Source organism: Streptomyces sp. NPDC051636 (assembly GCF_044453765.1).
Classification (GTDB): domain Bacteria; phylum Actinomycetota; class Actinomycetes; order Streptomycetales; family Streptomycetaceae; genus Streptomyces.
Map to the genome: position 1 here is coordinate 155,972 of NZ_JBITDA010000016.1, position 26,743 is coordinate 182,714.

Below are 26,743 nucleotides of genomic sequence, written 5' to 3' on the forward strand. Positions count from 1 at the left end.
ACATCGCCACCAGAAGATCGACAGCTTCTGGGGAAATCCTGAGCGGAAAGACATGGAAAGGTACAAAAAACGGTACGGAAAAAGGCACGGGAAAGGCACGTCCAGAGCATCCGGCGTGCCCGCCGCGGCGGGTAGGCTCGCTGAGCATGAAGCTGGCGTTCTCCACCCTCGGTGTCCCCGGCCTGCCCGTACCGGAGGTACTGGCCCTCGCGGTCGAACACGGCTACCACGGCGTCGAACTGCGCGCCCACCCGGAGGAACCGGTGCACCCGGGCCTCGCTCCCGCCGAGCGGGCCGAGGTGGCCGCCGCGTTCAAGGCGGCGAGGGTCGAGCCGCTGGGGGTCGCCGGGTACGCTCGCGTCGCCGCGCCGGGTGACGACGAGCCCGTACTCGGCGAGATCCGTCAACTCCTCGAACTGGCCCACGACCTGGGCGCCCCCTACGTACGCGTGTTCCCGGGCGCCGCCCCCGACCAGCCCCTGGCCGAGGCCGACGCGACGGCCGCCCGGCGGCTGGGCACCGCCGCCGAGGACGCCGCCGCCCTCGGTGTCCGCGTGCTGCTGGAGACCCACGACTCGCACCGCACCGGCGCCGACGCGATCCGCGTGCTCGGCCCGGTCGGCCACCGCCAGGTCGGCGCGCTGTGGGACGTGATGCACACCTGGCTGGGCGGCGAACAGCCCGCGGAGACGTACGCGGCGCTCTCCCCGCACCTCGGATACGTCCAGGTCAAGGACATCGCCTCGGCCGAGGACACCACCCCGCTGCCGCTCGGCACCGGCGTGCTGCCGCTCACCGAGTGCGTGGAGGTGCTCTCCCGGCACGGCTGGGACGGCTGGCTGTGCTGGGAGTACGAGAAGCGGTGGTACGAGGCGGCCGCCCCGCTGCCCGAACTGCTGGGCCCTGGCCGGGAGCACCTGGTACGGCTGCTGAGCGACTCCGCGTAGGAGCCGGGGGCCGCCCGTGATCCAGCAGCCCGCGCCGCCACGCCGTACCGCCGCGCTCTCATGAGCCTGACGCGGACCCTCATCGACACCCGCCCCCGGCGCGCCTCCCCCGTGTGCCGACGGTTGCTGATCGGCGTGACGGTCCGGCTGGACCTCCGGCACGACCGCCCTGATCAGCGGCGGCCTGCTGTTCCTGCTGGCGGTGGGCGCCACGACGCCGGAACTCCGGGACGGCGCTACCCCGCCGGACGAGTGGTGAGGGGCTGGGGCCGGGGGAAGGGCGCCGGACATCTCACCCCGCTCGGGACAGGAACCCGGCCACCCGCTCCTCCAACCGCACCCGGCATTCCGCCCACTCGGTCGCCGTGACCGAGAAGATCGCGGAGTCCCGGAGCCGCCCGTCCTCCCCCGGCGCCCACGAGCGGGACCAGTTCCTCAGCACGCCCTCGAAGCACGCCCCCGTGCTCTGGATGGCCGCGCGGGAGCGGCTGTTGCGGGCGTCGGTCTTCAGGTCCACCCGCGAGACGCCCCAGTGCTCGAACGCGTACCGGAAGAGGAGGAGCTTGGCCTCGGCGTTCACTCCCGTGCCCTGCGCCGACGCGCCGAGCCAGGTGAAGCCGACCTCCACGGCGTCCAGCTGATCGTCGGTCAGCCAGCAGCGCGGCTCCCAGTACGCCGTGGCGCCGACCGCCCGGCCCGTGGCCGTCGATATCTGGGCGTACGGCGCCAGGCGTCCCGTCGCGGCCCGGGCCAGCTGGGCATCGACGTAGGCGCCGACCTCACCGGCCCGGGGTACCCAGGTGAACGCGTAGGTGTCCCGGTTCTCCTCGGCCGCCCTCGCCAGGTCGGCCGCATGGCGGTGGTCCAGCGGTTCGAGGCGCACCAGCGCGCCTTCCAGAACCGGCCCCTCCAGCTCGAAGCTCATGTCGCTGACGCCCCTCACCCCGTCACAGCCCCGTCCGCAGCTCCGCGAACGCCTCGTGGAAGTCCGGGAAAGTCTTGCGGACGCACCCGGGATCGTCGAACGAAATACCCCGCGCCCGCAGCCCGGTCACCGCGAAGGACATCACGATGCGGTGGTCGCCGTACGACGTGATCCGGACCCCGGGCTCGGGCTCGCCCGGGCTGATCTCGATCCAGTCCGGGCCGGTGGACACCCCCACCCCCAGCCGCCGAAGGTTCTCCGCGCAGGCCTCCAGCCGGTCGCACTCCTTCACCCGCGTGTTCGCCACGTCCTCGATGCGGACCGGGCCGGAGGCGAACGGGGCGATGGCGGCCAGGGTCGGCATGGTGTCCGAGATATCCCGCATGTTCACCGTGACCCCCCTCAGCTCGCCCGTCCCGCGCACCGTCGTACGGTCCTTGCCGGCCTCCACCTCCGCGCCCATCCGCCGCAGCACGTCCACGAAGGCCAGGTCCCCTTGCAGCGCCCCGGTCCCCAGGCCGGGCACGGTCACCTCTCCGCCCGGTGTCACCGCCGCCGCCGCGAAGAAGTAGCTCGCGGTGGAGGCGTCGGGCTCGACGGCGTACGTCGTCGCGCGGTATCCCCCGGGCGGGACCACGAAGACGTCGCCGTCGCCCTCCCGGCGCACCTCCACCCCGAACGCCCGCATCATCGCGAGCGTGATCTCCACGTACGGCGCCGAGACCAGATCCGTGACCCGGATGCGCAGGCCCGTGCGGGTCAGGGGGCCGAGCAGCAGCAGTGCGGTCAGGAACTGGGAGGACTGGCCCGCGTCCAGGACCACCTCCCCGCCCTCGACGCCGGCCGCCGCGATCCGCAGCGGGTGGTGGCCCTCCGCCTCCTCGTGGCGCAGGTCCACACCCAGGTCGCGCAGGGCCCGGGTCAGCGGCCCGAGGGGGCGGCGGCGCATCTGGGGCGAGGCGTCGAACCGGTAGGTGCCGTGCCCGGCCGCCGCGAGCACGGGCAGGAAGCGGGACGTCGTCGCGCCGTCCCGGCAGTACACCTCGGCGTCGGTGGCCGCCGGGCCCTGGGGGCGGCCGTCCACCTGCCAGGCGCCCGGTGTACGGCCCACGCGGTAGCCGAGCCGGGTGAGGCCCTCGGCGAAGCCCTCGGTGTCGTCCGAGCGCAGGGGCCGTACGAGGGTGGTGACGCCGTCGGCCGCCGCCGCCAGGAAGAGGGCGCGGGCGGTGATGGACTTGGATCCGGGTATGTCGGCAACAGGCATGACGTCATGATCCGGCGTCGGCTTCCTCCGCCGCCGGTGCGTCCGGTGAATGGACCGGAGACCGCCGCGCCGCCAGGCCGTAGCGGTGGGCCAGCGCGGCCACGGCCTCGGTGACCGCCTGCCGCAGCCCGGGCGGGCCGAGCACCTCCGCCTCCGTGCCGAGCCGGAGCAGGTCGGTGACCGCCACGGCCCGCGCCTCCACCGGCAGCTCCACCTCCACCCAGCCCTCACCGTCCGGCGGCCCGGCACCGTCCAGGGCCCGCCTGCCGGGCGCCCCGAACTGCATCGGCAGCAGGCGCTGGGCCCGGGGCGAGATCCGCAGGCGGGCGGTGTCCTGGTGGAGCGCCTCCTCCAGGCGCCGGGAGGACTCCGCCCAGTGGGCGGCCAGATCGAATCCGGCCGGCCGCTCGAAGGTGTCGTCGGTGAGGTCCACGGTCAGGAACCTCGACACGCGGTACGTCCGTACCGTCCCGTCCCTGCACGCAGCCCCGTCCGTCCGCTCGCCCTCCCCTGTCCCGCCGCCTGCGTCCGCCAGCGCCACCAGGTACCAGTTGCCGCCCTTGAGTACGAGTCCGAGCGGTCGCAGCTCCCGCCGTACCTCCCCGCGCCAGCGCCGGTAGTGCGCGCGCAGCACCCGCTGTTCCCACACCGCCCGCGCGACCGGCTCCAGACACGGCACCGGGTCCGCGTCCCGGAACCAGGCCGGGGTGTCGAGGTGGAAGCGCTCCTGGACGCGCCGGGTGCGTTCGGCGAGCTCGGCCGGCAGGGCCGCGCGCACTTTCAGCTGGGCGGTCGCCAGGACCGCGCCGAGGCCCAGGTCCCGTGCCGGGCCGGGTGCTCCGGCAAGGAAGAGGGCACCGGCCTCGGCGTCGGTGAGGCCGGTCAGGCGGGTGCGGTAGCCGTCCATCAGGCGGTAGCCGCCGGCGGGGCCGCGGTCGGCGCACACCGGTACGCCCGAGGCGCTGAGTGCCTCGATGTCCCGGTAGACCGTGCGGACCGACACCTCCAGCTCCGCGGCGAGTTCGGGGGCGGTCATCCGGCCGCGGTTCTGGAGCAGCAGGAGCAGGGAGAGGAGCCGGTCGGCACGCATGGCGTCATTCTGCGGTCCCGTCGGCGTACCTGACAGAAGGTGTCAGGTACGGCGGCCAGGCTGGGCACGCACCGCACGGCGCACGACCGAAAGGACCCGCATGCCCACGCACACCACCGGCCGCATCTCCTACGCCGACTGGCAGGAGAACCCGGCCGGCCCGCAGGAGCCCCTGCCGAGGCTCGCCCGCGCCTCCGTCACCAACACCTTCACCGGCGGCATCGAGGCCGCCCCGACGACCTGCGAGTACACGATCGTCTACGGCACGGAGAAGACCGGTACGTTCACCGGGCTGGAGTTGCTGAGCGGGCGGCTGGACGGGCGGGAGGGAAGCTTCGTACTGGAGGAGCGCGGGTCGTTCGAGGCGGACGGCTCGGTGCGCTGCTCCTTCGAGGTGGTGCCGGGGACGGGCACCGGGGAGCTGACCGGACTGCGCGGCACCGGCACCTTCACCTACCGCCCCGGCGAGACGCCCTTCCCCTACTCCTTCGCCTACGACCTGGACTGACGGCGACACGGGAACCCGCCCGCACCCGGCTCCGTCCAACCCGCGGACTGCCGGAGGAGTTCGCGCGGTGCGGTGTCGGCCCTCGCTGCCGGCTGCGATCGCTGACCACCCTCTCCGCCGCACCGCGCCCGGCAGCACCCCGCCATCGGCGCGCCCCCCTCCGGCTGCGCCGGTGGCGGCCCCCTTCTGGTTACTGTGCATTCCCTTGACTGGCAGAAACTTCCCGGATATGGGTGACTCCTCGGAAGTTTCCTTCAGCGGACCTCCAGCGGATCCTTTCCGGAAGGAGCGCACGTGCACCACACCGGCACGGGAAGCACGGGAAACACCGCACGCCCCTCGAGACGTACCGTCCTCGCCGCGACGGCGGGTCTCACCGCCGCCGCGTCGGTCGGCGGCACCGCACAGGCCGTACCCCACGACGACCGCGGGCTGCGCGCCCTCCTCTCCCGCATGACGCTGGAGGAGAAGGTCGGCCAGCTCTTCGTCATGCGGGTGTACGGGCACTCGGCCACCGCCCCCGACCAGGCCGACATCGACGCCAACCTCAAGGAGATCGGCGTACGGACGGCCGCCGAGCTGATCGCGAGGTACCGGGTCGGCGGCATCATCTACTTCACCTGGGCCCACAACACCCGGGATCCCCATCAGATCGCGGACCTCTCCAACGGCATCCAGAAGGCCTCGCTCAGCCGGCCCCGCGGCCTGCCCGTCCTCATCACCACCGACCAGGAGCACGGCGCCGTCTGCCGCGTCGGCAAGCCCGCCACCCTGTTCCCCGGTGCGATGGCGATCGGCGCCGGCGGCTCGCGCACCGACGCCCGCACGCTCGGCCGGATCTCCGGGGCCGAGCTGCGCGCCATGGGCATCCGCCAGGACTACTCCCCCGACGCGGACGTGAACGTCAACCCGGCCAACCCGGTCATCGGCGTACGCGCCTTCGGCGCCGACCCCGAGGCCGTGGCCGGGCTGGTGGCGGCCGAGGTGAAGGGGTATCAGGCGGCCGGGGTCGCGGCGACCGCCAAGCACTTCCCGGGGCACGGGGACACCGCCGTCGACAGCCACTACGGCTTCCCGGTCATCACGCACAGCCGTCAGCTGTGGGAGGAGCTGGACTCGGTGCCCTTCCGGGCGGCGATCAGGGCGGGCATCGACGCGGTCATGACCGCGCACATCCAGTTCCCGGCTCTCGACGAATCCGGCGACCCGGCCACTCTCTCCCACCCGATCCTCACCGGAATCCTGCGCGGGGAACTCGGCTACGACGGGGTCGTGGTCACCGACTCCCTCGGTATGGAGGGCGTGCGCAGCAAATACGGGGACGACCGGGTGCCCGTGCTCGCGCTGAAGGCGGGTGTCGACCAGCTCCTCAATCCGCCGTCCCTGGAGGTGGCCTGGAACGCCGTGCTCAAGGCGGTCGGCGACGGTGAGCTGACCGAGGCACGGCTGGACGAATCGATCCTGCGGATCCTGCGGCTGAAGGCGAAGCTGGGGCTGCTCGACCATCCGTACGTCACGGCGGCCGGCGTCGACCGCACGGTCGGCACGCCGCGGCACCTCGCGGCGGCCGACCGGATCGCCGACCGCACGACCACGCTCCTGGTCAACGAGGGCGGCCTCCTCCCGCTCTCCCGCCGCACGCACCCCAAGTTGCTGGTGGTCGGCGCCGACCCGGCGTCCCCCTCCGGCACCACCGGTCCGCCCACCGGCGTCCTGGCCGCCGCCCTCACCGAACTGGGCTTCACGGCCACCGCCCTGCCGACCGGGACGGCCCCCTCGGCCGCGACCGTCGCCAAGGCGGTCACGGCCGCGCAGGACGTGGACGCGGTGGTCGTGGCGACGTACAACATCACGGCGGCCGGCGGCCAGAAGACGCTGGTGGACCGGCTGGTCGGCGCGGGGCGGCCGGTGGTGGCGGTCGCCGTCCGCAACCCCTACGACGTGGCCCAACTTCCGTCCGTGAAAGGATACTTGGCGACCTACTCCTGGACGGACGTCGAACTGCGCGCCGCCGCCCGGGTGATCGCCGGGCGGGTCGGGCCGCGCGGGAGGCTGCCGGTGCCGGTGCAGCGGGCGGACGATCCGGCCCAGGTGCTGTACCCCATCGGCCACGGGCTGACGTACTAGACGTACGTCACTCATCGGGCGTAACACTCACAACGGGCGGAAAGCCTCCCACACGTCTGGCGTGGCCCCGTCGCCGCGGGCCACGCCGAGCCGGGGGTGCCCGGGGGGTGGCGATGCGCGGGAGACGTTCCGGGACGGTGGTCTGCGGCCTGCTGGCGCTGCTCCCGGCCCTGCTGGCGGGGTGTCAGCGGGCGCCGGGGGCCGCCGGAGGCGGCATCCCGGCCGGGGCGGCCACGCCCGCCCCGACCAACGGTTACGGCGCCCAGTTCCTCGGGGTCGACGAGTGCAGCTCCTTCGGGACCACCAGCTTCACCGAGGTCCCGTGCGCCGGCGAACGGGCTGCGGCCCGGGTCGTCGCCCGCTACGACGGCACGGCGAGCGACGGCCCGCTGTGCCCGCCGACCACCGACTTCGTCCTGCACATCAGCGAGCAGCGCCCCGCCTCCGACGAGGACGGCGACGGCACGGTCCCCCATGGCTACGCCTGCATGCGCAACCTGCAACCCCCGCATCCCGGCGACCCCGGCGCCGGCGGCGGCCCCCGCACGATCACCGGCGACTGCGTCCACGGCTCCGGCGGCGGCCAGGTCCGCGAGACCGCGTGCGACGGCTCGGGCGGGCGGAAGCCCCAGTACAAGATCACCAAGGTGGTGCCGACCCGCACCGCGTGCCCGGCGTCGACGGCGCTGTACGTCCAGCTCGGCGGCCGGTATCCGGTGGGGTGCGCCCGGCGGGTGTGACCGGACGGCAGGCGGATCGTGCGTACGGCCTACTCCGGGCTGCGGTCCTGGCCAGGGTCCGGTGATCCTGGCCAGGAGGACAGTCTTGGAGGCGTCTTGGCAGCTCTGACTCGGATTCCGCTGGAGGGCGGGGGCTGCCTCCTGGTCGAGGCACCGGCCGCGCCGCCGGGCCCCGTGAAGGCCGGTCGGGCCGGCGACGCGGTGCATGAGCTGCCGAGGACTCTGCAGCAGGCCCTGGAGCCGGTCACGGAGGCCGCGCGGGCCACGCTCGACCAACTGCGCAAGGCCCGGCCCGACGAGATTTCGGTCGCGTTCGGGGTGGACCTCGCGGTCGAGGCCGGGGCCGTGATCACGAAGAGCCGGGCGACCTGCCATCTGAAGGTGACCCTGTCGTGGAGCCGGGACAGCACCGGGCACGACCAGGCGGACGAGGACCGGGGCTGATCCCGGTGGACAGCACCGAGCGGGAGCTGCCCGGCGCGGTCGCCCAGGTCCTCGGACCGGACGGGACGGTCGCCGGGGCCGGATTCCTGGTAGCCGACGGCATGCTGGTCACCTGTGCGCACGTCGTCCGGGCCGCGGGGGGTGGGCCCGGGGAGAGCGTGCGGCTGGCCTTCCCCCATGCGGAGGGCGGGGACGGGGTCGAGGGCCAGGTCCTGGCGGCCCTCTGGCGGGCTCCCGAGGACGAGGACGTGGCCTTCGTCCGACTGGGCGGTACGACGGCGGGCATGCGGACGCTCCCGTTGGGCTCCGCGGAGGGATGCCGGGGCCACCAGGTGCGGTCGTTCGGCTTCCCGGCCCAGGCCCCGCCGGAGGGGCACTTCGGCTTCGGGACGACCGGTGATCTGCTGCCCGCCTCCCCCGGCAGGTGTGCGTATCTGCAGTTGACCGACGCCAACGACCTCACCACCGGTTTCAGCGGCGGCCCCGTGCTCGACGAGGTGACCGGCCTGGTCACCGGCATGCTGACCGAGATCACCGCCCCCGACGCGTACGAGCGGGGGCAGGGCATCGCGTACGTCACCCCGACGCAGGTCCTGCGGGAGATCCTGCCGGAGCTGGCCGAGCGGGAGGTGTGTCCCTACCGGGGGCTGGAGCCTTTCACCGCGGAGCACGCGCGGTGGTTCCACGGGCGGGACGGCGCGGTACGGCAGGTCGTGGCCAACCTTGCGCGGCAACGGCAGCTGACGTTGTTGCTGGGGCCCTCGGGGTCGGGGAAGTCGTCGCTGATCCAGGCGGGTGTCCTGCGGGCGCTGGCGGAGTGTGAGCTTCCGGGCAGTGACCGGTGGCTGCCCGTCCTCGTCCGGCCGAGACAGGACCTGCTGGCCGAGTTCGAGCGCGCGGGGCTGTCCGGGGCGACCAGTGAAGGGATCCTGGCGGCCGTCAATCGAAGGCTTGCGGCCGAGCCGGGCTGTCAGCGCGTCCTGCTGGTCGTCGACCAGTTCGAGGAGCTCCTGGTCCAGGGCGCCGACGGCCGGCTGCGGGATCTCCTGGACGTCGTCGACGAGGTCGCCTCGGTGGTCGACTCCTATGCCAAGCTCACCGCGATCCTGATCATGCGCGACGACTTCTATCCGCAACTCGCGGCGCTGGCGCCCAAGTTGCTGGACGCCGCGATGCCGGGACTCCTCAACGTACCGGGCACCCTGAGCCGAGAAGACCTGCACGACATCATCACCCTGCCCGCCCGGGACGTGGGCCTCCGTTTCCAGCCGGGGCTGCCCGAGCAGATCATCGCCGACGTCCTTGCCAGCAGCCCGGAGGCGGCGACCACGCTGCAGGCACCCGTCACGGTCCTGCCCCTGCTGGAGATGACCCTCAGTCAGCTGTGGCTGCGGCGGCAGGACGGCTACCTCACCCACGAGGCGTACCGCCGTATCGGAGGGGTCAGCGGAAGCGTGACGACGTGGTGCGACAGCGCCCTGGCGGAGCTGGCACCCGAGCAACGGCTCATCGCCCGCCGGGCACTGACCTCCCTGGTCCACCCGTCCGACCCCACCCACCACGTCACCGCCGTCCGCGCGCAGGTCCCCCTGGACGAACTGCGCGATCTGGCCGCCAACCCCGACGACGTGGTCAACGGGCAGCAGGCGTCCGTCGACGACGTCATCGCCGCTCTCGCGCGCCACCGCATCATCACCACACAGACGCTCCACGCGCCCCAGCGTCCCGACGCCCCTCCCGGGGAACCGGTGGCCGAGCTGATCCACGAGGCGCTCATCCGGGACTGGGGTGCGCTGCGCGAGTGGGTGGACCAGGACCACCAGTTCCAGGAATGGCTCGACCGCACGAGAGAGCGGCGTGCCCGCTGGGCCGCGGACAGACACCCCGGCGACCTGCTCGGCGGGACCGCCCTCGTGGAAGGCCTCGAATGGCAGCGCCGACGACGCCTGCCGGCGGACATCGCGGCGTTTCTCGCTGCCAGCAAGCAGCGGCAGCAGGCCGCGGCGCGGCGGAGCAGGCGGGTGATCGCGGGTCTCGCGGGGCTGCTGGTGCTCGTGCTCGTCGGTGCGGGGGGCGTCGTCTGGCAGTGGCGTACATCGGTCACGGAACGGCAGGCGGCGCTGTCGCGCCAGCTGGCCGCCGAGGCCGAGGCGCTCTTCGAGCCGAGTCCCGAACTCGCCGGGCTCCTGGCCGTCCAGGCCTACCGCACCAACCGGACCCCCGAATCCACCGCGATGCTGCGCACCGTCGCATCCCTCCCGGAGAACCGGCGGTTGCTCGCCGCTCACGCGGTGAACGCCGTGGCCTTCAGCCCCGACGGCCGCACCGTGGCCGTGGCGAGTGCGGGTGACGACCATTCCGTCCGGCTGTGGAACGCGGTGAACGGCAGACCGATCAGGTTCCTTGTCGGGCACACCGGTCCGGTGAATTCGGTGGCCTTCAGCCCCGACGGCCGCACCATCGCCACGGGCAGTTGGGACAAGACCGCGCGACTGTGGGATGCCACCACCGGCAACAGCCTCAGAACGCTGGCAGGGCACTCCAACCAGGTGAACTCGGTGGCCTTCAGCCCGGACAGCAAGACGCTCGCCACCGGCAGTTGGGACAAGACGGCACAGCTGTGGGACGTCGCCACCGGCGAGCGCCGTGCCATCCTGGCAAAGCACCGCGACCAGGTGAAGTCGGTTGCGTTCAGCCCGGACGGCAGGACACTCGCCACGGCCAGCGCCGACACGACCGTACTGCTGTGGGATCTCGCCACTCACCGGCCCCGCCCACCGCTGGAAGGACACACCAGCTGGGTGAATTCGGTGGCGTTCAGCCGCGACGGCCGCACCCTCGCCACCGCCAGTACCGATGGCACCACGCAGCTGTGGGATCCGGCCAGCGGTGAGGATCGCACCGCCCTGATCGGACAAGGCGGCTGGGTGACCGCAGCGGCGTTCAGCCCCGACAGCCGCACGGTCGCCACCACCAGCTCCAACAACACGGTCGCACTGTGGGACGCGGCTACCGGCGCAGAGCTCGCGACCCTGCTGGGGCACACCGGCGAGGTCCTTTCGGTGGCGTTCAGCCCCAACGGAAAAACCCTGGCCACCACCAGCACCGACCACACGACACGCTTGTGGAACGTCGCCACCGACAAGCACCGCACGACCCTGGCCGGACACACCGACTGGGTGCATTCCGTGGCGTTCAGCCCGGACGGCAAAACCCTCGCCACCGCCGGCGGCGACCACAAGGTGCACCTGTGGGAGGTCGCCACCGGGAAGCGTCTCGTGACTCTGCCGCACAAGGACGAGGTGTACGCGGTGGCGTTCAGCTCCGACCGCCACACCATCGCCACCGGCAGCGCCGACCACACCATCCGCCTGTGGGACTACGCCGGCAGACACCTCGCAGACCTGAAAAGGCACAGCGACCTGGTGACAACGGTTGCGTTCAGTCCCGACGGCCGCACCCTCGCCACCGGCAGTGCCGACAGCACCGTGGAACTGTGGGATGTCCGCACCCACAAACCCCGCACATCCCTGCGCGGACACCAGGGCCCGGTGTATTCAGTCGCGTTCAGCCCCAGGGACGGCACAATCCTGGCCACCGGCGGCGCCGACGGCATCGTACGTCTGTGGGATGTCACCACCAGCTCCGAGAGAGACCTGTGGGGCCACACGGACGAGGTGCACACGCTCGCGTTCAGCCCCGACGGCCGCACCCTCGCCACCGGCAGCTGGGACCATACCGCACGGCTGTGGGATGTGGACACCGGCAGTCTCCGCAGAACCCTGACCGAGCAAACGGCCACGGTGGACTCGGTGTCGTTCATCGGCGACAAAACCCTCGCCACCGCGTCGGGCTACTACGTCGGGCTGTGGGACGTGGCCACCGGTGAACCACGGGAAAATCTGCACGGGCACTTCGACTGGGTGAATTCGGTGGCTTTCAGCCCCGCCGGCCGCATTATCGCCACCGGCAGCACCGACATGACCGCCCGCCTGTGGACCGCGGAACTCCAGGACCCCGCCGAGGCGATCCGGAAGGTGTGCCGCACCGTCCACCGCGACCTCACTCCGCAGGAACGGACGGCATACCTGCCCGGCCTCTCGGTGGGCCAGGTATGCCCACCGCGCTGACGTCCCGTCAGCTCGTCAGCTCGTCAGCTCGTCAGCTCGTCAGCACAGGATCCACCCCGAGCTCACCGTGCCGCGCCCCACCGAGCCCTTGATCCACACGCAGCGGTGACCGGCGTGCACCGTCACCGGGCCCGCGCGGTGTGCGTAGCGGCCCTTGTCGACGACCGCGCGGTTGCCGCGGGCCTGCACGCTGACCGACATCATGCGCCTGGTGCCGGACGTCTTGGGGAGGGTGAGCGCGCAGACGTAGCCGTTGCGCTTGTAGACGTGCACCGTGCCGGTCGAGAAGGGCAGGGTTCTCACCTCGCGTCCGGCGCAGGACGTCGCCGTCGCCGCCTGGGCGCTGCCCGGCGCCACGAGCGCGAACAGCCCGGACGCGGCGAACACCGCCGCGCCGAGCGCCAGACGCCGGCGTATCGCACCACTGTCCACTGTCGTCCCTCCGAACCGCGGCCATGCACCGGCCGCGCACCAGCCATGAACGTACTGATGTACGGACGCATGACGTATGTCGGATGGTTGCACGACCGTCAGCGAGTCACGTCGACAGGCCGTCAGCGGGTGGCGCCGACCGGCTCCTCCGGCTCCGCCTGGCCGACGAACGTCCGCCACAGCTCGGCGTACCGTCCGCCCCGGGCGAGCAGCTCCTCGTGGGTGCCGTCCTCGGCGACCCGGCCGTGGTCCATCACCACGACCCGGTCGGCGCGGGCGGCCGTGGTGAGGCGGTGGGCGACGACGAGGGTGGTACGGCGCCCGGCCACGCGGTCGGTGGCCTGGTTGACCTGGGCCTCCGTGGCCAGGTCGAGGGCGGCCGTGGCCTCGTCGAGGAGCAGGATGTCGGGGTCGACGAGTTCGGCGCGGGCGAGGGCGATGAGCTGGCGCTGGCCCGCGGAGAGGTTGCGGCCGCGCTCGGCGACCTCGTGCAGGTAGCCGCCCTCCAGCGTGGCGATCATGTCGTGCGCGCCGACCGCCCGGGCCGCCGCCTCCACCTCGGCGTCGGTGGCGTCGGGGCGGCCGTAGGCGATGGCGTCGCGGACGGTGCCCTGGAAGAGGTAGGCCTCCTGCGGGACGACGCCGAGGCGGTGCCGGTACGACGTCAGGTCCAGGGCGCGCAGGTCCGTGCCGTCGACCGTGACCCGCCCGCCGGTCGGGTCGTAGAACCGCGCCACCAGCTTGACCAGCGTCGACTTGCCGGCCCCCGTCTCGCCGACGAAGGCGACGGTCTGACCGGCGGGGATCGTGAGGTCGATGCCGCTCAGGGCCTCCTCGTCCTCGCCGTAGGCGAAGTGCACGTCCTCGAAGGCGATGTCCCCCCTCAGCGACAGCACCTCCAGCGGCTCCCGCGCCGCCTTGGTGGACGTCGGCTCCTGGAGCAGCTCCTGGATGCGGCCCAGCGACACCGTGGCCTGCTGGTAGCCGTCGAAGACCTGGGAGAGCTGCTGGACGGGGGCGAAGAACAGGTCGATGTAGAGGAGATAGGCGACCAGCGCGCCCGTCGTCAGCGTGGCCGCCTCGATCCGGCCCGCGCCCGCGATCAGTACGCAGGCCGCGGCGACCGAGGACAGCAGCTGGACGAAGGGGAAGTAGACGGATATCAGCCACTGGCCGCGGATGCGGGCGCTGCGGTAGCTGTCGCTGCGCTCGGCGAACCGGCGCCGGCCGTCCCGCTCGCGCCGGAAGGCCTGCACGATCCGCAGTCCGGACACCGACTCCTGGAGGTCGGCGTTGACCGACGACACCCGTTCGCGGGCGAGTTCGTACGCCTTCACGCTGGCCCGGCGGAAGAAGTAGGTGGCGATGATCAGCGGGGGCAGGGTCGCGAAGACGACCAGCGCGAGCTGTACGTCGAGGACCAGCAGGGCGGCCATGATGCCGAAGAAGGTGACGACCGAGACGAACGCGGTGACCAGGCCGGTCTGGAGGAAGGTCGAGAGGGCGTCGACGTCGGTCGTCATCCTGGTCATGATCCGGCCGGTCAGCTCCCGCTCGTAGTAGTCGAGTCCGAGCCGCTGGAGCTGGGCGAAGATCTTCAGGCGCAGGGAGTACAGGACGCGCTCGCCGGTGCGGCCGGTCATCCGGGTCTCGCCGATCTGCGCGGCCCACTGCACGAGGACGGTGAACAGGGCGAGCAGCGACGCCGACCAGACGGCGCCGAGGGCCATCTTGCTGACGCCCTGGTCGATGCCGTGCCGGATCAGGATCGGCAGCAGCAGGCCCATGCCCGCGTCCACGGCGACCAACAGCAGGCTGACCAGGAGGGGCAGGCCGAAGCCGTGCAGCAGGCGCCGCAGGCCGTAGGAGTCCTCCGCGCGGACCGCGCGGGCCTCGTCGATGTCCGGGGTGTCGGTCGCCGGGGGCAGCGCCTCGACCTGGGCGAGGAGCCCGGGGGTGGCGGGGGTCCCGGCGAGGGCGGTGTCCTTCGGCTCGCGGTCGCCGGTCCACAGGTGGGGGGTCACGCCGCGCTCGGCGTCGAACTCGGCGTCCAGCTCCTCCCGTACGGAGGTGTCCTCCTCCTCCGGCACGGCCGGCTGGGCGTGCCCCGGGGAGACGCCGCCCAGCTCGTCGGGGTCGGTGAGCAGGCGGCGGTAGAGGGCGGACCGCTGCTGGAGCTCCTCGTGGGTGCCGATGTCGGCGAGGCGGCCGGCGTCGAGGACGGCGATGCGGTCGGCGAGGTTGAGGGTGGAACGGCGGTGCGCGATGAGGAGGGTCGTGCGGCCCCGCATGACCTGCTTGAGGGCCTCGTGGATCTCGTGCTCGACGCGGGCGTCCACGGCGGAGGTGGCGTCGTCCAGGACCAGCAGGCGGGGGTCGGTGAGCAGGGCGCGGGCGAGCGCGATGCGCTGGCGCTGGCCGCCGGAGAGGGTGAGGCCGTGCTCGCCGACCTCGGTGTCGTAGCCGTCGGGCAGCTCGGCGATGAAGCGGTCGGCCTGGGCGGCGCGGGCGGCGGCCTCGATCTCCTCCTGGGTGGCGTCGGGGCGGCCGTACGCGATGTTGTTGCGCACGCTGTCGGAGAAGAGGAAGGAGTCCTCGGGGACCAGCCCGATCGCGGCCCGCAGCGATTCCAGGGTCAGCTCGCGCACGTCGTGGCCGCCGACCAGTACGGCGCCGTGGGTGACGTCGTAGAAGCGCGGCAGGAGCAGCGAGACCGTCGACTTCCCGGAGCCGGAGGAGCCGACGACGGCGAGGGTCTCGCCGGGGCGTATCTCGAAGCTCAGCCCGTCGAGCACGGGGCGCTGGTCGTGGTAGCCGAAGGACACGTCGTCGAACTCGACCGTCGCGGGCGCGTCGGCGGGGAGGGTCTTGGTGCCGTCCTTCATCGACGGCTCGGTGTCGATCAGCTCCAGTACGCGCTCGGTGCCCGCGCGGGCCTGCTGGCCGACGGTGAGGACCACGGCGAGCATGCGGACCGGGCCGACGAGCTGGGCGAGGTAGGTGGAGAAGGCGACGAAGGTGCCGAGCGTGATGTGGCCGCGGACGGCCAGCCAGCCGCCCAGCGCCAGCATGGCGACCTGGCCGAGCGCGGGCACGGCCTGGAGGGCGGGGGTGTACTTGCTGTTCAGCCGGATGGTTCGCAGGCGTCCCGCGAAGAGCCGGCGGCCGACCTCGCGGAGCTTCCCGGTCTCCTGGTCCTCCTGCCCGAAGCCCTTCACCACCCGTACGCCGCTGACCGCCCCGTCGACCACGCCCGCGACGGCGGCGGCCTGGGCCTGGGCGTACCAGGTGGCGGGGTGCAGCTTGGCGCGGCTGCGCTTGGCTATGTACCCGAGCGCGGGGGCGACCGCGAGGGCGACCAGGGTCAGCGGCAGCGACAGCCAGGCCATGATCACCAGGGAGATCAGGAAGAGCAGTACGTTGCCGATGGTCATCGGCAGCATGAAGAGCAGGCCCTGGATCAGCTGGAGGTCGCTCGTGGCCCGGCCGACCACCTGCCCGGTGGACAGCTCGTCCTGTCGGCGGCCGTCGAGCCGGGTGATCGTCTCGTACATCTCCGTCCGCAGGTCGTGCTGGACGTCGAGGGCGAGCCGGCCGCCGTAGTAGCGGCGGATGTAGGTCAGGGCGTAGACGAGGACGGCGGCGCCCAGCAGGCCCCCGGCCCAGGGCGCCATGTCCCGGCTGTGGTCGCCGACCACGTCGTCGATGATCACCTTTGTGATCAGCGGGACCAGCGCCATGACGGCCATGCCGGCGAGGGATGAGCCGAGGGCCAGGACGACGTCCTTCGGATACCGCCACGCGTATCCGGCCAGTCGCCGTGCCCATCCCCGTTGCGCTGTCACGCGGGTGCCCTCCGTCAGTCCTGGTCTACCGAAAGACGCCAACGCAGACGGAAGCGGATTTCATCCCTCCGCAACAATCACACACGTACCCGCAAGTAGGAGAACCGTGTCGTCTGCACCGCGTTCTGGTTGTCGTCGCTCACCAGCAGCACCTTCAGGCGGCCCCTCTCCCGGCCGGTGACGGCCATCCCCTCGATGTTGTCGAGGAGCGGGTTGGGCTGGGGCTGCTTGGCGGTGGCGCCCAGAGCCGGACAGGTGGCGATGTCGGTCAGCAGGGTCTTCTTGATCAGGCGGACGCCCTCCTGGCCCGTCAGGTTCTCGATGCCGCTGGTGTCCGTCGCGTGCCGCGGGTCGGCCAGGTAGAGGCGGACCGTGTTGCCGACACCGGAGGTGAAGCCGCGCTCCAGGACCAGGAGGCGGCCGTCGGGCGTCGCCTGGACCTCCGGGACGCCGAGACCGGAGTCGGTGCGGTAGGCGTACTGGGCGCCGAGCCGGAAGTGGCCGCCCGGGGTCCGCTGCCAGGTCTGGAAGCGGACGATGCCGGCCGTGTCGCCGGAGAGCGCGTACTCCATCGACGCGAGCAGGGTGTGGCCGCCGGGCAGGAGGGTGAGGCCCTCGAAGGTGCCGTTGGACTGGGCGCGGCCCGCCGGGGCGACCAGGAGGGAGGGCGGGACGGGGAGGCGGTCGAGGATCCGGCCGTCGCGGGAGTGGCGGCGGATGGACGGCTCGGTCTCGGAGGTGACCAGCCGGGTGCCGTCGCCGTCGACGACCAGGCCCTCTGAGTCGAGCGCGGCGCCGCTTTCGTCCGCGAGCCGGACGACACCGGTCGGCTTCAGGGTCTTGGTGTCCAGGCCGAAGAGCGCGGAACGGTCGGAGAGGGCGGCGAGCGTGCCGTCCCGCTCCACGGCGAGCGCGGACAGGTTGCCGACGAAGGTGCCGTGGTACGTCGTCTTGTCGAGCGCGTCGGAGAAGCGGTCGATCGAGACGGCGGGCGAACAGGCGTTGCCCTCGGAGGCGTTGGCGGGCCCGGCGGCGGACAGGCAGGTGGCCGCCGCCAGGCCGGCGGTGAGGGTGGCGAGTACGGTTCTCAGGCGCATGGCGGTCACCGTAGGACGAGCCGGTGACCGGCGGGAGACCGCCTCGTGAAGGTCAGCCCTGTTCCGGAACCGCGACGAACGCCTCGCGCGGCGCGCTGGTCGGGGTGTACCGCGCCATGCTCGACGTGGTCGGCACCAGGTCCTTGTGGATGGCCTTCGCGACGTTCTGGATGGTGGTGACGCCGTAGTCCATGGTGCTGTTGTCCTGCGTCAGCACGGTGATCATGTAGTCGTGGCCGGCGCCGTTGAACGTGCCGAGGCTGTGCACCCGCCAGCCGTGCGTGGCGCGCTGCAGCCAGCCGTTCTTGACGTGCACGGAGACCGTGGAGGGCGCGCCCGCCGGTGTGCCCCAGCGCTGCGAGGAGACGACCTGGCCCATCAGTTTGAGGATGTAGGCGCGGGAGTTGTCGCTCAGGACGCTGTTCGTGGCGGTGATGAGCTTGAGCAGCTTCTGCTCGTCGGTGACGTTCTCCTGGGTCAGGCCCCAGTAGCCGTCGGCTCCCGGCGTGGTCTTCGTCATCCCGGCGGCGGCCAGGAAGCCCTTGATCTTCGTCAGGCCCAACTGCTTCCACAGCGTGCTGGTCGCGGCGTTGTCCGACTGCGTGATCATGGCCTTGGCGAGCGACTGCTCGGTGCTCGTCAGGTACCGGTTGTGCTTCTTCGCGTCCCACAGCAGCGTGGCGAGGACGGTGACCTTGACGGTGCTCGCCGAGTCGTAGGCGGTGCTCGAGCGCAGGGTGCAGGTCGTCTTGGTGGAGCGGTCGTAGAGGCCCACGGCGACGGTGCCCTTGCGACTGGCGAGGGCCGCCGTGATGTCCTTCGTCAACTTGTCGGCCAGGCCCGCCTTCGCGGACGTGCAGCTGACGGTGGGAGTGGTGGCCGAGGCGGGTGCGGCGGCCCCGCCGGTTATGAGGATGCCGGTGCCGAGCGCCATGGCGACCAGTCCTCTCCCGCGTCTGGTGATCCGGTGAGTCATGCCCTGATGACACACGAGTTCGCGCGAAGGGTTGTACGAAACCCCCGGGTTTTAGTCAAACATCACCCTGGGCCGGGTCGTCGGGGTCGTCGTACTCCGGCACGCGAAGGCGGACGCCCCGGCTCTCGGCGATGCGGTGGACGTCGCGCAGCGCCTCGGCCAGGCGGGCCGCCGGGAAGCGCAGTTGCACGGAAGTGGCCCTGGAGTCGGCGAGCAGGTCGGCGGCGTGGTGGAGGAGGAGTTCGCCCGCCATGCCGAGCCGCACGCGCTCGACGCTGTCGGCGACGCGGGAGAGGCGCCCGGTCCCGTCACCGACGAGGTAGCAGGGTCTGCCTTCGGGGCCGGTCCACGGCAGCAGTCGCAGCACGCTTTCCCGATCCCCGGTCACGCGGTCACCTCCACGCCGTGGATGACTCGCGGCCCGATGTCGATGCCGTGCACGGCCAGCCACAGAGCCCGCCGCCGGGCCCGCTGCCGCGCTGTTGGACGAGGCGGTGCTGCGGCGGGTTGCGGGCGGGCGGGAGGTGATGGCGGAGCAGGTCATGCACATGGTGCGCCTTGCGGAGCGGGCGAGCTGCACTACATCCGGCCGGGCGGCGGTGGCATGGGCGGCAACAGCAGCCTCAACCAGCAGATCACCGCGTGGGTGGAGAAGAACGGCACCGCGGTGAAGCAGAGCGCGTACGACAAGAGCGCGTCGTCGGAGTCCAGCTCCTCGTCGTCCTCGTCGTCCTCGCAGAGCACCCGGTCGAACCAGTCGACGCTCTACCGCCCGGACCCGTCGGACGTCAGCTGACGGGCAGGTGTGTCGGCGCGAACATCCGCAGTACCGCCGGGAGGACGACCACCGACGGGCCGGGTGTCGTGAGCGCCTTCGCCAGGTCCTCCTCCAGGGTCTCCGGGGTCGTACGGATCCCGGGGACACCGAAGGACTCGGCGAGCGCCACATAGTCCGGCCGGGTCAGTTCCGTCGCCGTGGCCTGGCCGAAGGCGTCGGTCATGTACTCGCGCAGGATGCCGTAGCCGCCGTCGTCGACGATCAGCCAGGTGACGTCGAGGTCGTACTGGCGGGCCGTCGCCAGTTCGGCGATGGAGTACAGGGCGCCGCCGTCACCGGACACCGCCAGCACCGGGCGGGTCGGGTCGGCGGCGGCCGCGCCCAGCGCCGCCGGGAAGCCGTAGCCGAGGCCGCCGGCGCCCTGGGCGGAGTGCATGGTGTTCGCCCCCCGGGGATCGAAGGCCGACCAGGCCCAGTAGGCCAGGATCGTCATGTCCCAGAAGGACGGGGAGTCGGCCGGCAGCGCCCGCCGTACCGACGCCAGCACGTCCTGTTCCAGGGTGAGTTCCTGGGCGGCGATACGGTTCTCGACCTTCGCGAGCAGCGCGCGGACGCGCTCCGGCGCCGTCGGGTCCGTACGCTCCCGCACCGTCTCCAGCAGCGCCTGCAGCGCGAGGCGGGCGTCGGCGTGGATGCCCAGCGCCGGGTGGTTGGACTCCAGCTTGCCGAGGTCCGCCTCGATCTGGACGACCCGGCCGCGGGGCTTGAACGTGTGGTAGTTCGAGGACAGTTCGCCAAGGCCCGAGCCGACGACCAGCAGTACGTCCGCGTCCTCCAGGAAGTCCGTCGTGTACCGGTCCTCCAGCCAGGACTGCATCGACAGCGGGTGCTCCCAGGGGAACGCGCCCTTGCCGCCGAAGGTCGTGACCACGGGGGCGTCGAGCTTCTCGGCCAGCTGCAGGAGCTTGCCCGCGGCGTCCGAGCGTACGACTCCGCCTCCCGCGATGATCGCCGGGCGGGCCGCGCGGGACAGCAAGTCCGCCGCCACCGCCGTCAGTTCGGGGCGCGGGACCAGGTCGTCCGGCGTCGCGTCCATCGCCGTCACCACCGGCAGGTGCGTCTCGGCCAGCAGCACGTCCTGCGGGATCTCCACCCACACCGGGCCGTGCGGAGCCGTCAGCGCCGACTTCCAGGCCGCCGCGATGGCGGAGGGGATCTGCGACTGGGTGCGGACCGTGTGGACCGACTTCACCACGCCCCGGAACGAGGCCGCCTGGTCCGGGAGTTCGTGGAGGTAGCCGTGGCGGCCACCGCCCAGCCCGGCCGTCGGGACTTGGCTGCTGATCGCCAGGATCGGGGCAGAGGCGGCTGCCGCCTCCTGCAACGCCGCGAGGGACGTCAGCGCGCCGGGGCCCGTCGACAGCAGCAGCGGGGCCGCCTCGCCGGTGATCCTGCCGGAGGCGTCCGCCGCGAAGCCCGCGTTGTTCTCCACCCGCAGACCGATGTACCGCAGCGACGAGCGGCGCAGGGCGTCGAACATGCCGAGGGCGTGCTGGCCGGGCAGGCCGAAGACGGTCGTCGCGCCCAGCCCGGCCAGGGTCTCCACGACCAGGTCTCCGCCGTTGCGCCCGGGAGGCGGGTTCAGCGCGGTCGAGATCTGTGCCTCAGTCGGGCGGAGTACCAGGTCGTGGTCGTGAGTCACTTCGCTTCCGCGTCCTTCCGGGCCGCCGCGATCTGGCGGCTCATGATGGTGGTCAGTTCGTAGGCCGTGTGGGAGGCCGCGACCGAGGTGATCTCGGCGTGGTCGTACGCCGGCGCCACCTCGACCACGTCCGCCGAGACCAGGTTGCAACCGGCCAATCCGCGCAGGATCTCGAGGAGTTCGCGGGAGGTCATGCCGCCCGCCTCCGGGGTGCCGGTGCCGGGGGCGTGCGCCGGGTCGAGGCAGTCGATGTCGATGGAGATGTACAGCGGACGGTCGCCGATGCGCTGGCGCAGCTGGTCGGCCACCTCGTCGGCGCCCCGGCGGTAGATGTCCGCCGAGGTGACGATGCCGAAGCCCATCTTCTCGTCGTCGGTGAGGTCCTGCTTGCCGTACAGCGGGCCGCGGGTGCCCACGTGGGAGAGGGCCTCGGTGTCGAGGATGCCCTCCTCCACCGCGCGGCGGAACGGGGTGCCGTGGGTGTACTCGGCGCCGAAGTACGTGTCCCAGGTGTCGAGGTGGGCGTCGAAGTGGAGCAGGGCGACCGGGCCGTGCTTCTTGGCCACGGACCGCAGCAGCGGCAGCGCGATGGTGTGGTCGCCGCCGAGCGTCATCAGGCGGGCGCCGGTGCCGAGGAGTTCGTCGGCGGCGGCCTCGACGGTCTCCACGGCCTCGTTGATGTTGAAGGGGTTCACCGCGATGTCCCCGCCGTCGGCCACCTGGGCGAGGGCGAACGGGGAGGCGTCCTGCGCGGGGTTGTACGGGCGCAGCAGCCGGGACGCCTCGCGGATGGCGTTGCCGCCGAAGCGGGCGCCCGGCCGGTACGAGACGCCGGAGTCGAACGGCACGCCCACGACGGCGACGTCGGCGGTGCCGACCTCGTCGAGGCGGGGCAGCCGGGCGAAGGTCGCGGGGCCGGCGTACCGCGGGATGCGGGAGGAGTCGACAGGGCCGCGGGGCGTCTCGTTGCTGCTCATGGTGAAATGCCTTCTTTCTTGCGCTTCATCGCGCATGTACTGCTTTCCATACGACTCTACTGGTGAGCCGGGACCGGTTCGGACGCGAGTTCGGGGGATCGCCCGGCGAGACGCTCGCGCCAGGTGATGAGGACTGCCTCGTCGGTGGGCCTGGTCACCAGGGAGACGGCGACGTAGGCGGCGAGGGAGGCGAGCAGGCCGTAGTAGACGGGCTCGTTGGCGAGGATGCCGTAGCCCGCCATCAGGCCGATCACCGCGAGGCCGCCGACGATCACGGAGGCGAGTGCGCCCTGCACCGTGCCGCGCTTCCACAGCAGTCCGCCGAGGATGGGCACGAGCAGGCCGCCGACGAGGAGGTTGTAGGCGACCGTCAGGGCCTCCACCACGTTGTTCAGCGCGATCGCCGTGCCGATCACCGCGACGCCCATGATCAGGATGAAGGCGCGGTTGCCCCTGACCTCGTCGTGCGCGTCCCCGTCACGCCGGACCACGCCCCGCAGCCGCGACCAGATGTCGTTGTTGGCGACCGTGGCGCAGGCGATGAGGGCACCGGAGGAGGTGGACATCACGGCGGCGAGGGCGGCGGCCAGCACCAGGCCTCGCACACCGACGGGGAGCTCGTCCTTGACGATGGTCGCGAACGCGTCGTCGGGGCTGCCGAGCTTGGGGTAGAGGACCTTGGCCGCCGTGCCGATGACGGCACCGGCGAGGGCGTAGGCCAGGCAGTAGGTGCCGGCCACCGTGCCGCCCCACTTGGCGGTCTTGTCGCTGCGGGCGGTGAACACGCGCTGCCAGATGTCCTGGCCGATCAGCATGCCGAAGGTGTAGATCAGCACGTAGGTGAAGATCGTCTCGCCGCCGATGCCCAGCGGGTCGAAGTACTCGGTCGGGAGCTTGGCCTTCATCTCGGAGAAGCCGCCCGCCTTGACCACCGCGATGGGCAGGAGCAGGAGCAGCACGCCGATCGTCTTGACCACGAACTGCACCATGTCCGTCAGCGTGATGGACCACATGCCGCCGAGAGTCGAGTACGCGACGACGATCGAGCCGCCGAGGATGATCGCGACGGTCCGGTTCATGTCGAAGAGGACGTCGAAGATGGTGGCGTACGCGATGGTGGACGTCACCGCGAGCATGAGGGTGTAGGCCCACATCACGACGCCCGAGATCACGCCCGCGCGGCCGCCGTACCTGAGATCCAGCATCTCGGAGACGGTGTAGACCTTCAGGCGGGCGATGCGCGCGGAGAAGAAGACGGACAGGGCCAGCAGGCCGAGGCCGATGGTGAAGACCATCCAGGCACCGGAGAGGCCGTACTGGTAGCCGAGGCCGACCCCGCCGATGGTGGACGCGCCGCCGAGGACGATCGCGGCCATGGTGCCGGAGTACATGGCGGGCCCGAGGCGACGGCCCGCCACGAGGAACTCGCTCTTCGACTTGGCGCGGCGCATGCCCCACCAGCCCATGGCCAGCATTCCGACCAGATAGACGACGATCACTGTGTAATCGATGGCCATGTGAGGGGCCCTCCTTCGCGCACATCCCGGTGGCGTGTCGTGCAGATACGTGGGGGTTTTCCTGGGCAGGGACGCTCGGCAGCGGCTAGCGGGGACATCCGCCCGTACCCGCGGGCTGCCGGTCTGCACTCGACAGTAGGTGGCCGGAAAGCGACTGCGAAGTGTACGTTTCATCCATCCGATCGGTACCGGATGGAGGGAACGCACACCATGCCGGAGACGGTCGCCCCAGCTGTCCCACCGACCCCACCGGTCCCGTTGTCAGCACTGCTGGCCAGGGAGGACCTCGGCCTGCGCCAGATCGCCGGCCCCTCGGACCCGGGCATCGTGATCCACTGGGCGCACACCTCGGAGATGGCCGACCCGTACCCGTACCTGCTGGGGGGCGAGCTGCTGCTGACGGCGGGCGTCCACGTCCCGGATGCGGCGGGCTCGGGCGCGTACTTCGACGACTATGTCTCCCGGATCGTGGCGGCGGGCGGCGCCGCCCTCGGGTTCGGGCTGGCGCCGGTGCACGACACGGTGCCGCGTGCCCTGGTCGCGGCCTGCGACGCCTACCAGCTGCCGCTCCTGGAGGTGCCGCCGCAGACCACGTTCTCCGGCGTGGCCCGGGCCGTCTGGCAGCTGATGGCCCAGGCCCGGCTCGCCGAGCTCCGCCGCGTCACGGAGGCCCAGCGCAGTCTCGCCTCCGCCGCCTCCCGCCCGGACCCGGTCCCCTCGGTCCTGCGCCGGCTGGCCCAGCGGGTCGGCGGCTGGGCGGTGCTGTACGGCCCGGACGGCACAAAGGTCGCGGAGGCGGGGCAGGAGCCGGAGGACGCGGCGCGGGGGGCGCTGGGGCAGCTGGCGACGGTGGTAAGGCCGGTCTCCGACACGGGGCGAGCCCCCTCCTCCGCCACCGACACCCTGGCCGGCACCCACCTGGCCGCCTACGCCCTCGGCACCGGGCAGGGCTTCGTCCTCGGCGTCGCCACCCCCCACCGCGAGCCCGGGGACCACACCATCGCCTCCGTCGCCGCCGTGCTCCTGTCGCTGCTCACCGGCGAGCACCACAGCAGCGCCGGCGCGGCCCGGTCGTCCGCGCTGGTACGGCTGCTGCTGGGCACGCCGCCGCCGGAGGTGGCCCCGCTGCTGGGGGCCGAGCGGTGGGTCGTGGTGCACGCGCGGCCGGAGGGCCAGGCCCCCGACGCGGTGGCCGCCTCAGCGCTGGGCGCCGCCCTGGGGTCCACGCTGGTCGACCTCGCCGACGGCGTCGTACGGGTCCTCGTGCCCGCCGACCGGGAACCGGCCCCGCAGCCCGGCTGGGCCCTCGGGGTCAGCGCCGCCGTCGCGCCGGGCGACTGGCCGGCCGCCGACGCCCAGGCGGCCCGCGCCCTGGCCCGCGCCCGTGCCACCCGCACCGCGCTGGTCCGGCACGGCAACCGCCACGCCCTGGCCGACCTGGTGCCGCCCGGCGAGGCCGAGACCCACGCCCGCGCGCTCCTCGGGCCCCTCACCGCCACCCCCGCGCTCACCGAGACGCTGCGCACCTGGCTTTCCCTGCACGGCAGTTGGGACCGTACCGCGGTGGCCCTCTCGGTGCACCGCAACACCGTCCGGCAGCGCATCGCCCGGTGCGCGGCGCTTCTCGACGCCGACCTCGACGACGCGGACGTACGCATGGAACTGTGGTTCGCGCTGCGGCACCTGTGAGCGGCCCGCGCACGCGGGTGACCTGCGAAGTGACCCACGTCCCAGCGGGTGATATGCCAGGGACGCGCACAGGCCGCTGCCCCACAATGGAGGCATGCCGATACCCGGGACACCCAGCCGCGCCGAGCTCGTCGACCACCTTGTGAGGACCCGTATCGCGGGCGACGTCGCAACACCCCGCGAGAACAACCTCTCCCACTACCGCAAGCTGGCCAACGGCGACCGCAACTTCTGGCTCGGGCTGGAACTCGGCGACCGCTGGAGGGACGAGCAGGACGTGCTCGCGGTGATGGCGGAGCGGGTCGGCGTCAACGACGACCCGGAGTACCGGTACGGGCAGGACACCATCGACCCCGAACTGACCGTCGGCGCCCTGGATCGCCTGGCCGGCCGGCTGCGCAAGGCGGCGGACGGACAGCAGCGGGTGCTGTTCGCCACCGGCCACCCGGGCGGCCTGCTCGACGTGCACCGCGCCACGGCCGCCGCGCTGCGCACCGCCGGCTGCGAGATCGTCGTCATCCCGGACGGGCTGCAGACGGAGGAGGGTTACGTCATGCAGTTCGCGGACGTGGCCGTGCTGGAGCACGGTGCCACGCTGTGGCACACCCACTCCGGCGAGCCGATGCGGGCCATCCTGACGGGACTTGAGCGCGAGGGCCGCCCGCTGCCCGACCTGGTCGTCGCCGACCACGGCTGGGCGGGATACGCCGGTCAGCACGGCGTCGACTCCGTGGGCTACGCCGACTGCAACGACCCGGCCCTGTTCCTCGCCGAGTCCGAGGACACCCTTCAGGTGGCCGTTCCGCTCGACGACCACGTGCCCAGCCCCCGCTACTACGACCCGCTGACGGCCTATCTGCTGGCCGAGGCGGGACTGACGGCGGCCTGAACCGCCGCGATATGCGGCCCTGTTGAAGAGCCGCACGTCGCGCTCTGGCAGCGCTGGGGATCAGTCGTCGCAGTCGTCGTCGTGGTGATCGCTCTTGTCGTGGTCACCGTGGTCGTAACCGTCGTCGTGGTGACGGCCGTTGTCGCTGTCGTCGTCCCACCAGCCGCCGTGGTCGTCGTCCGAGTAGCGGCTGTAGCTGCTGTCGCTGTGGTCGTCCGAGGCGGACGCGGTGCCCGCCGCGCCGATCGCGGCACCTCCGGCCATCAGCAGACCGGAAGCGGACATCGCGAGGAGACGCCTCGCGCGGTGTGCTCGCATGAGAAATACCTTTCGTTCCATCGTCTCCCGCGGCTTCCGGAGGAAGCGAGGGGGGGATGGCCGCCACCGCAAATAAGGAGAAACGCGGGGCGGTCGTAGGCGTCACCGCTTGTTGTGAAAGGCGCGACTGCTCCGCCGACGCCTCCGGACGACCCGCTCCGGACGCGCCGGGCGAGTGCTGCGGCTGAGGTTCCGTTGTCCCGAATCCTCGTCGGCTGGACGTGCCGTGCACTGCGGCATTCACTCGTAGAGCCTAGTAGGGCTTGGTCAGTTTCACTCGTGAGTGGCATGTCTGTTGGGCTGTGGGTGTCGTTGTGGTGGTGTGACACCTGGGGAGATGGCCGAGGT

The 26,743-nt window shown here is 72.1% G+C and carries 22 protein-coding genes; 10 read left to right on the forward strand and 12 right to left on the reverse strand.

Features of this window, described 5'->3' with window-relative positions; all coding sequences use genetic code 11:
- Nucleotides 1–146 precede the first annotated feature (146 nt).
- Nucleotides 147–947, forward strand: a complete 801-nt coding sequence (locus ACIBBH_RS26300; RefSeq protein ID WP_399408583.1) for a sugar phosphate isomerase/epimerase family protein — start codon at nucleotides 147–149, stop codon at nucleotides 945–947.
- Nucleotides 948–1,239: 292 nt separating this feature from the next.
- Here ACIBBH_RS26300 and ACIBBH_RS26305 read toward each other — a convergent pair whose 3' ends face one another.
- Genes ACIBBH_RS26305 through ACIBBH_RS26315 form a run of 3 tightly spaced genes read right to left on the reverse strand, consistent with a single transcriptional unit; the run spans nucleotide 1,240 to nucleotide 4,226 of the window.
- Nucleotides 1,240–1,872, reverse strand: a complete 633-nt coding sequence (locus ACIBBH_RS26305) for a GNAT family N-acetyltransferase (RefSeq protein ID WP_399408585.1) — start codon at nucleotides 1,870–1,872, stop codon at nucleotides 1,240–1,242.
- A 22-nt stretch (nucleotides 1,873–1,894) separates the two neighbouring features.
- On the reverse strand, nucleotides 1,895–3,136 hold the full coding sequence (aroA, locus tag ACIBBH_RS26310) for a 3-phosphoshikimate 1-carboxyvinyltransferase (RefSeq protein WP_399408587.1): 1,242 nt from the start codon (nucleotides 3,134–3,136) through the stop codon (nucleotides 1,895–1,897).
- A 4-nt stretch (nucleotides 3,137–3,140) separates the two neighbouring features.
- Entirely contained in the window at nucleotides 3,141–4,226 is a 1,086-nt protein-coding gene (locus tag ACIBBH_RS26315) for a helix-turn-helix transcriptional regulator (RefSeq protein WP_399408589.1), read from the reverse strand.
- A 100-nt stretch (nucleotides 4,227–4,326) separates the two neighbouring features.
- Here ACIBBH_RS26315 and ACIBBH_RS26320 point away from each other — a divergent pair, with 100 nt between their 5' ends.
- The 5 genes from ACIBBH_RS26320 (at nucleotide 4,327) to ACIBBH_RS26340 (ending at nucleotide 12,175) form a co-directional block, all read left to right on the forward strand.
- On the forward strand, nucleotides 4,327–4,734 hold the full coding sequence (locus tag ACIBBH_RS26320; protein ID WP_399408591.1) for a DUF3224 domain-containing protein: 408 nt from the start codon (nucleotides 4,327–4,329) through the stop codon (nucleotides 4,732–4,734).
- A 294-nt stretch (nucleotides 4,735–5,028) separates the two neighbouring features.
- Entirely contained in the window at nucleotides 5,029–6,861 is a 1,833-nt protein-coding gene (locus tag ACIBBH_RS26325; RefSeq protein ID WP_399408593.1) for a glycoside hydrolase family 3 protein, read from the forward strand.
- Between the two features lie 113 nt (nucleotides 6,862–6,974).
- Nucleotides 6,975–7,601: a hypothetical protein gene (locus ACIBBH_RS26330; RefSeq protein ID WP_399408595.1), complete on the forward strand. Its 627-nt coding sequence runs from the start codon at nucleotides 6,975–6,977 to the stop codon at nucleotides 7,599–7,601.
- Nucleotides 7,602–7,697: 96 nt separating this feature from the next.
- On the forward strand, nucleotides 7,698–8,045 hold the full coding sequence (locus ACIBBH_RS26335) for a CU044_2847 family protein (protein WP_399408597.1): 348 nt from the start codon (nucleotides 7,698–7,700) through the stop codon (nucleotides 8,043–8,045).
- Nucleotides 8,046–8,050: 5 nt separating this feature from the next.
- Complete coding sequence (locus ACIBBH_RS26340; protein WP_399408599.1) at nucleotides 8,051–12,175, forward strand: trypsin-like peptidase domain-containing protein; 4,125 nt, start codon at nucleotides 8,051–8,053, stop codon at nucleotides 12,173–12,175.
- A 39-nt stretch (nucleotides 12,176–12,214) separates the two neighbouring features.
- Here the strand turns inward: ACIBBH_RS26340 and ACIBBH_RS26345 are convergent, their stop codons facing one another.
- From ACIBBH_RS26345 to ACIBBH_RS26365, 5 genes are all read right to left on the reverse strand, one after another.
- Nucleotides 12,215–12,607, reverse strand: coding sequence for a hypothetical protein (locus tag ACIBBH_RS26345; RefSeq protein ID WP_399408601.1), 393 nt, complete (start codon nucleotides 12,605–12,607; stop codon nucleotides 12,215–12,217).
- Between the two features lie 122 nt (nucleotides 12,608–12,729).
- Nucleotides 12,730–16,452, reverse strand: a complete 3,723-nt coding sequence (locus tag ACIBBH_RS26350; RefSeq protein WP_399408603.1) for an ABC transporter ATP-binding protein — start codon at nucleotides 16,450–16,452, stop codon at nucleotides 12,730–12,732.
- A 77-nt stretch (nucleotides 16,453–16,529) separates the two neighbouring features.
- Entirely contained in the window at nucleotides 16,530–17,549 is a 1,020-nt protein-coding gene (locus ACIBBH_RS26355; protein WP_399408605.1) for an esterase-like activity of phytase family protein, read from the reverse strand.
- 52 nt (nucleotides 17,550–17,601) lie between these two features.
- On the reverse strand, nucleotides 17,602–18,525 hold the full coding sequence (locus tag ACIBBH_RS26360; protein ID WP_399408607.1) for a serine hydrolase: 924 nt from the start codon (nucleotides 18,523–18,525) through the stop codon (nucleotides 17,602–17,604).
- 55 nt (nucleotides 18,526–18,580) lie between these two features.
- Nucleotides 18,581–18,913 carry a hypothetical protein gene (locus ACIBBH_RS26365; protein WP_399408609.1) on the reverse strand — a complete coding sequence of 111 codons (333 nt, stop codon included), beginning with the start codon at nucleotides 18,911–18,913 and terminating at the stop codon, nucleotides 18,581–18,583.
- Nucleotides 18,914–19,019: 106 nt separating this feature from the next.
- Between ACIBBH_RS26365 and ACIBBH_RS26370 the strand changes: the two genes are divergently transcribed.
- Nucleotides 19,020–19,196, forward strand: coding sequence for a hypothetical protein (locus ACIBBH_RS26370; RefSeq protein WP_399408633.1), 177 nt, complete (start codon nucleotides 19,020–19,022; stop codon nucleotides 19,194–19,196).
- A complete protein-coding gene (locus ACIBBH_RS26375; RefSeq protein WP_399408611.1) occupies nucleotides 19,130–19,321 on the forward strand; it encodes a hypothetical protein in 192 nt (63 codons plus the stop codon). Before ACIBBH_RS26370 ends, ACIBBH_RS26375 begins: the two co-directional genes overlap by 67 nt.
- Here the strand turns inward: ACIBBH_RS26375 and ACIBBH_RS26380 are convergent.
- Genes ACIBBH_RS26380 through ACIBBH_RS26390 form a run of 3 tightly spaced genes read right to left on the reverse strand, consistent with a single transcriptional unit; the run spans nucleotide 19,314 to nucleotide 23,499 of the window.
- Nucleotides 19,314–21,005 carry a thiamine pyrophosphate-binding protein gene (locus ACIBBH_RS26380; protein WP_399408613.1) on the reverse strand — a complete coding sequence of 564 codons (1,692 nt, stop codon included), beginning with the start codon at nucleotides 21,003–21,005 and terminating at the stop codon, nucleotides 19,314–19,316. The two genes, ACIBBH_RS26375 and ACIBBH_RS26380, sit on opposite strands and share 8 nt — an antisense overlap.
- Nucleotides 21,002–21,982, reverse strand: a complete 981-nt coding sequence (gene speB / locus ACIBBH_RS26385) for an agmatinase (RefSeq protein WP_189983115.1) — start codon at nucleotides 21,980–21,982, stop codon at nucleotides 21,002–21,004. The genes ACIBBH_RS26380 and speB overlap by 4 nt, the downstream gene beginning before the upstream one ends.
- A 56-nt stretch (nucleotides 21,983–22,038) precedes the next feature.
- Nucleotides 22,039–23,499: a sodium:solute symporter gene (locus ACIBBH_RS26390; RefSeq protein ID WP_399408615.1), complete on the reverse strand. Its 1,461-nt coding sequence runs from the start codon at nucleotides 23,497–23,499 to the stop codon at nucleotides 22,039–22,041.
- 192 nt (nucleotides 23,500–23,691) lie between these two features.
- Between ACIBBH_RS26390 and ACIBBH_RS26395 the strand changes: the two genes are divergently transcribed.
- Together ACIBBH_RS26395 and ACIBBH_RS26400 are read left to right on the forward strand one after the other, a co-directional pair.
- On the forward strand, nucleotides 23,692–25,188 hold the full coding sequence (locus tag ACIBBH_RS26395) for a PucR family transcriptional regulator ligand-binding domain-containing protein (protein ID WP_399408617.1): 1,497 nt from the start codon (nucleotides 23,692–23,694) through the stop codon (nucleotides 25,186–25,188).
- Between the two features lie 94 nt (nucleotides 25,189–25,282).
- Nucleotides 25,283–26,077, forward strand: a complete 795-nt coding sequence (locus tag ACIBBH_RS26400) for a phosphatase (RefSeq protein WP_399408619.1) — start codon at nucleotides 25,283–25,285, stop codon at nucleotides 26,075–26,077.
- A gap of 60 nt (nucleotides 26,078–26,137) precedes the next feature.
- On the opposite strand, the gene ACIBBH_RS26405 is transcribed toward ACIBBH_RS26400, so the two are convergent.
- Nucleotides 26,138–26,395 carry a hypothetical protein gene (locus ACIBBH_RS26405; protein ID WP_399408621.1) on the reverse strand — a complete coding sequence of 86 codons (258 nt, stop codon included), beginning with the start codon at nucleotides 26,393–26,395 and terminating at the stop codon, nucleotides 26,138–26,140.
- Nucleotides 26,396–26,743 lie beyond the last annotated feature (348 nt).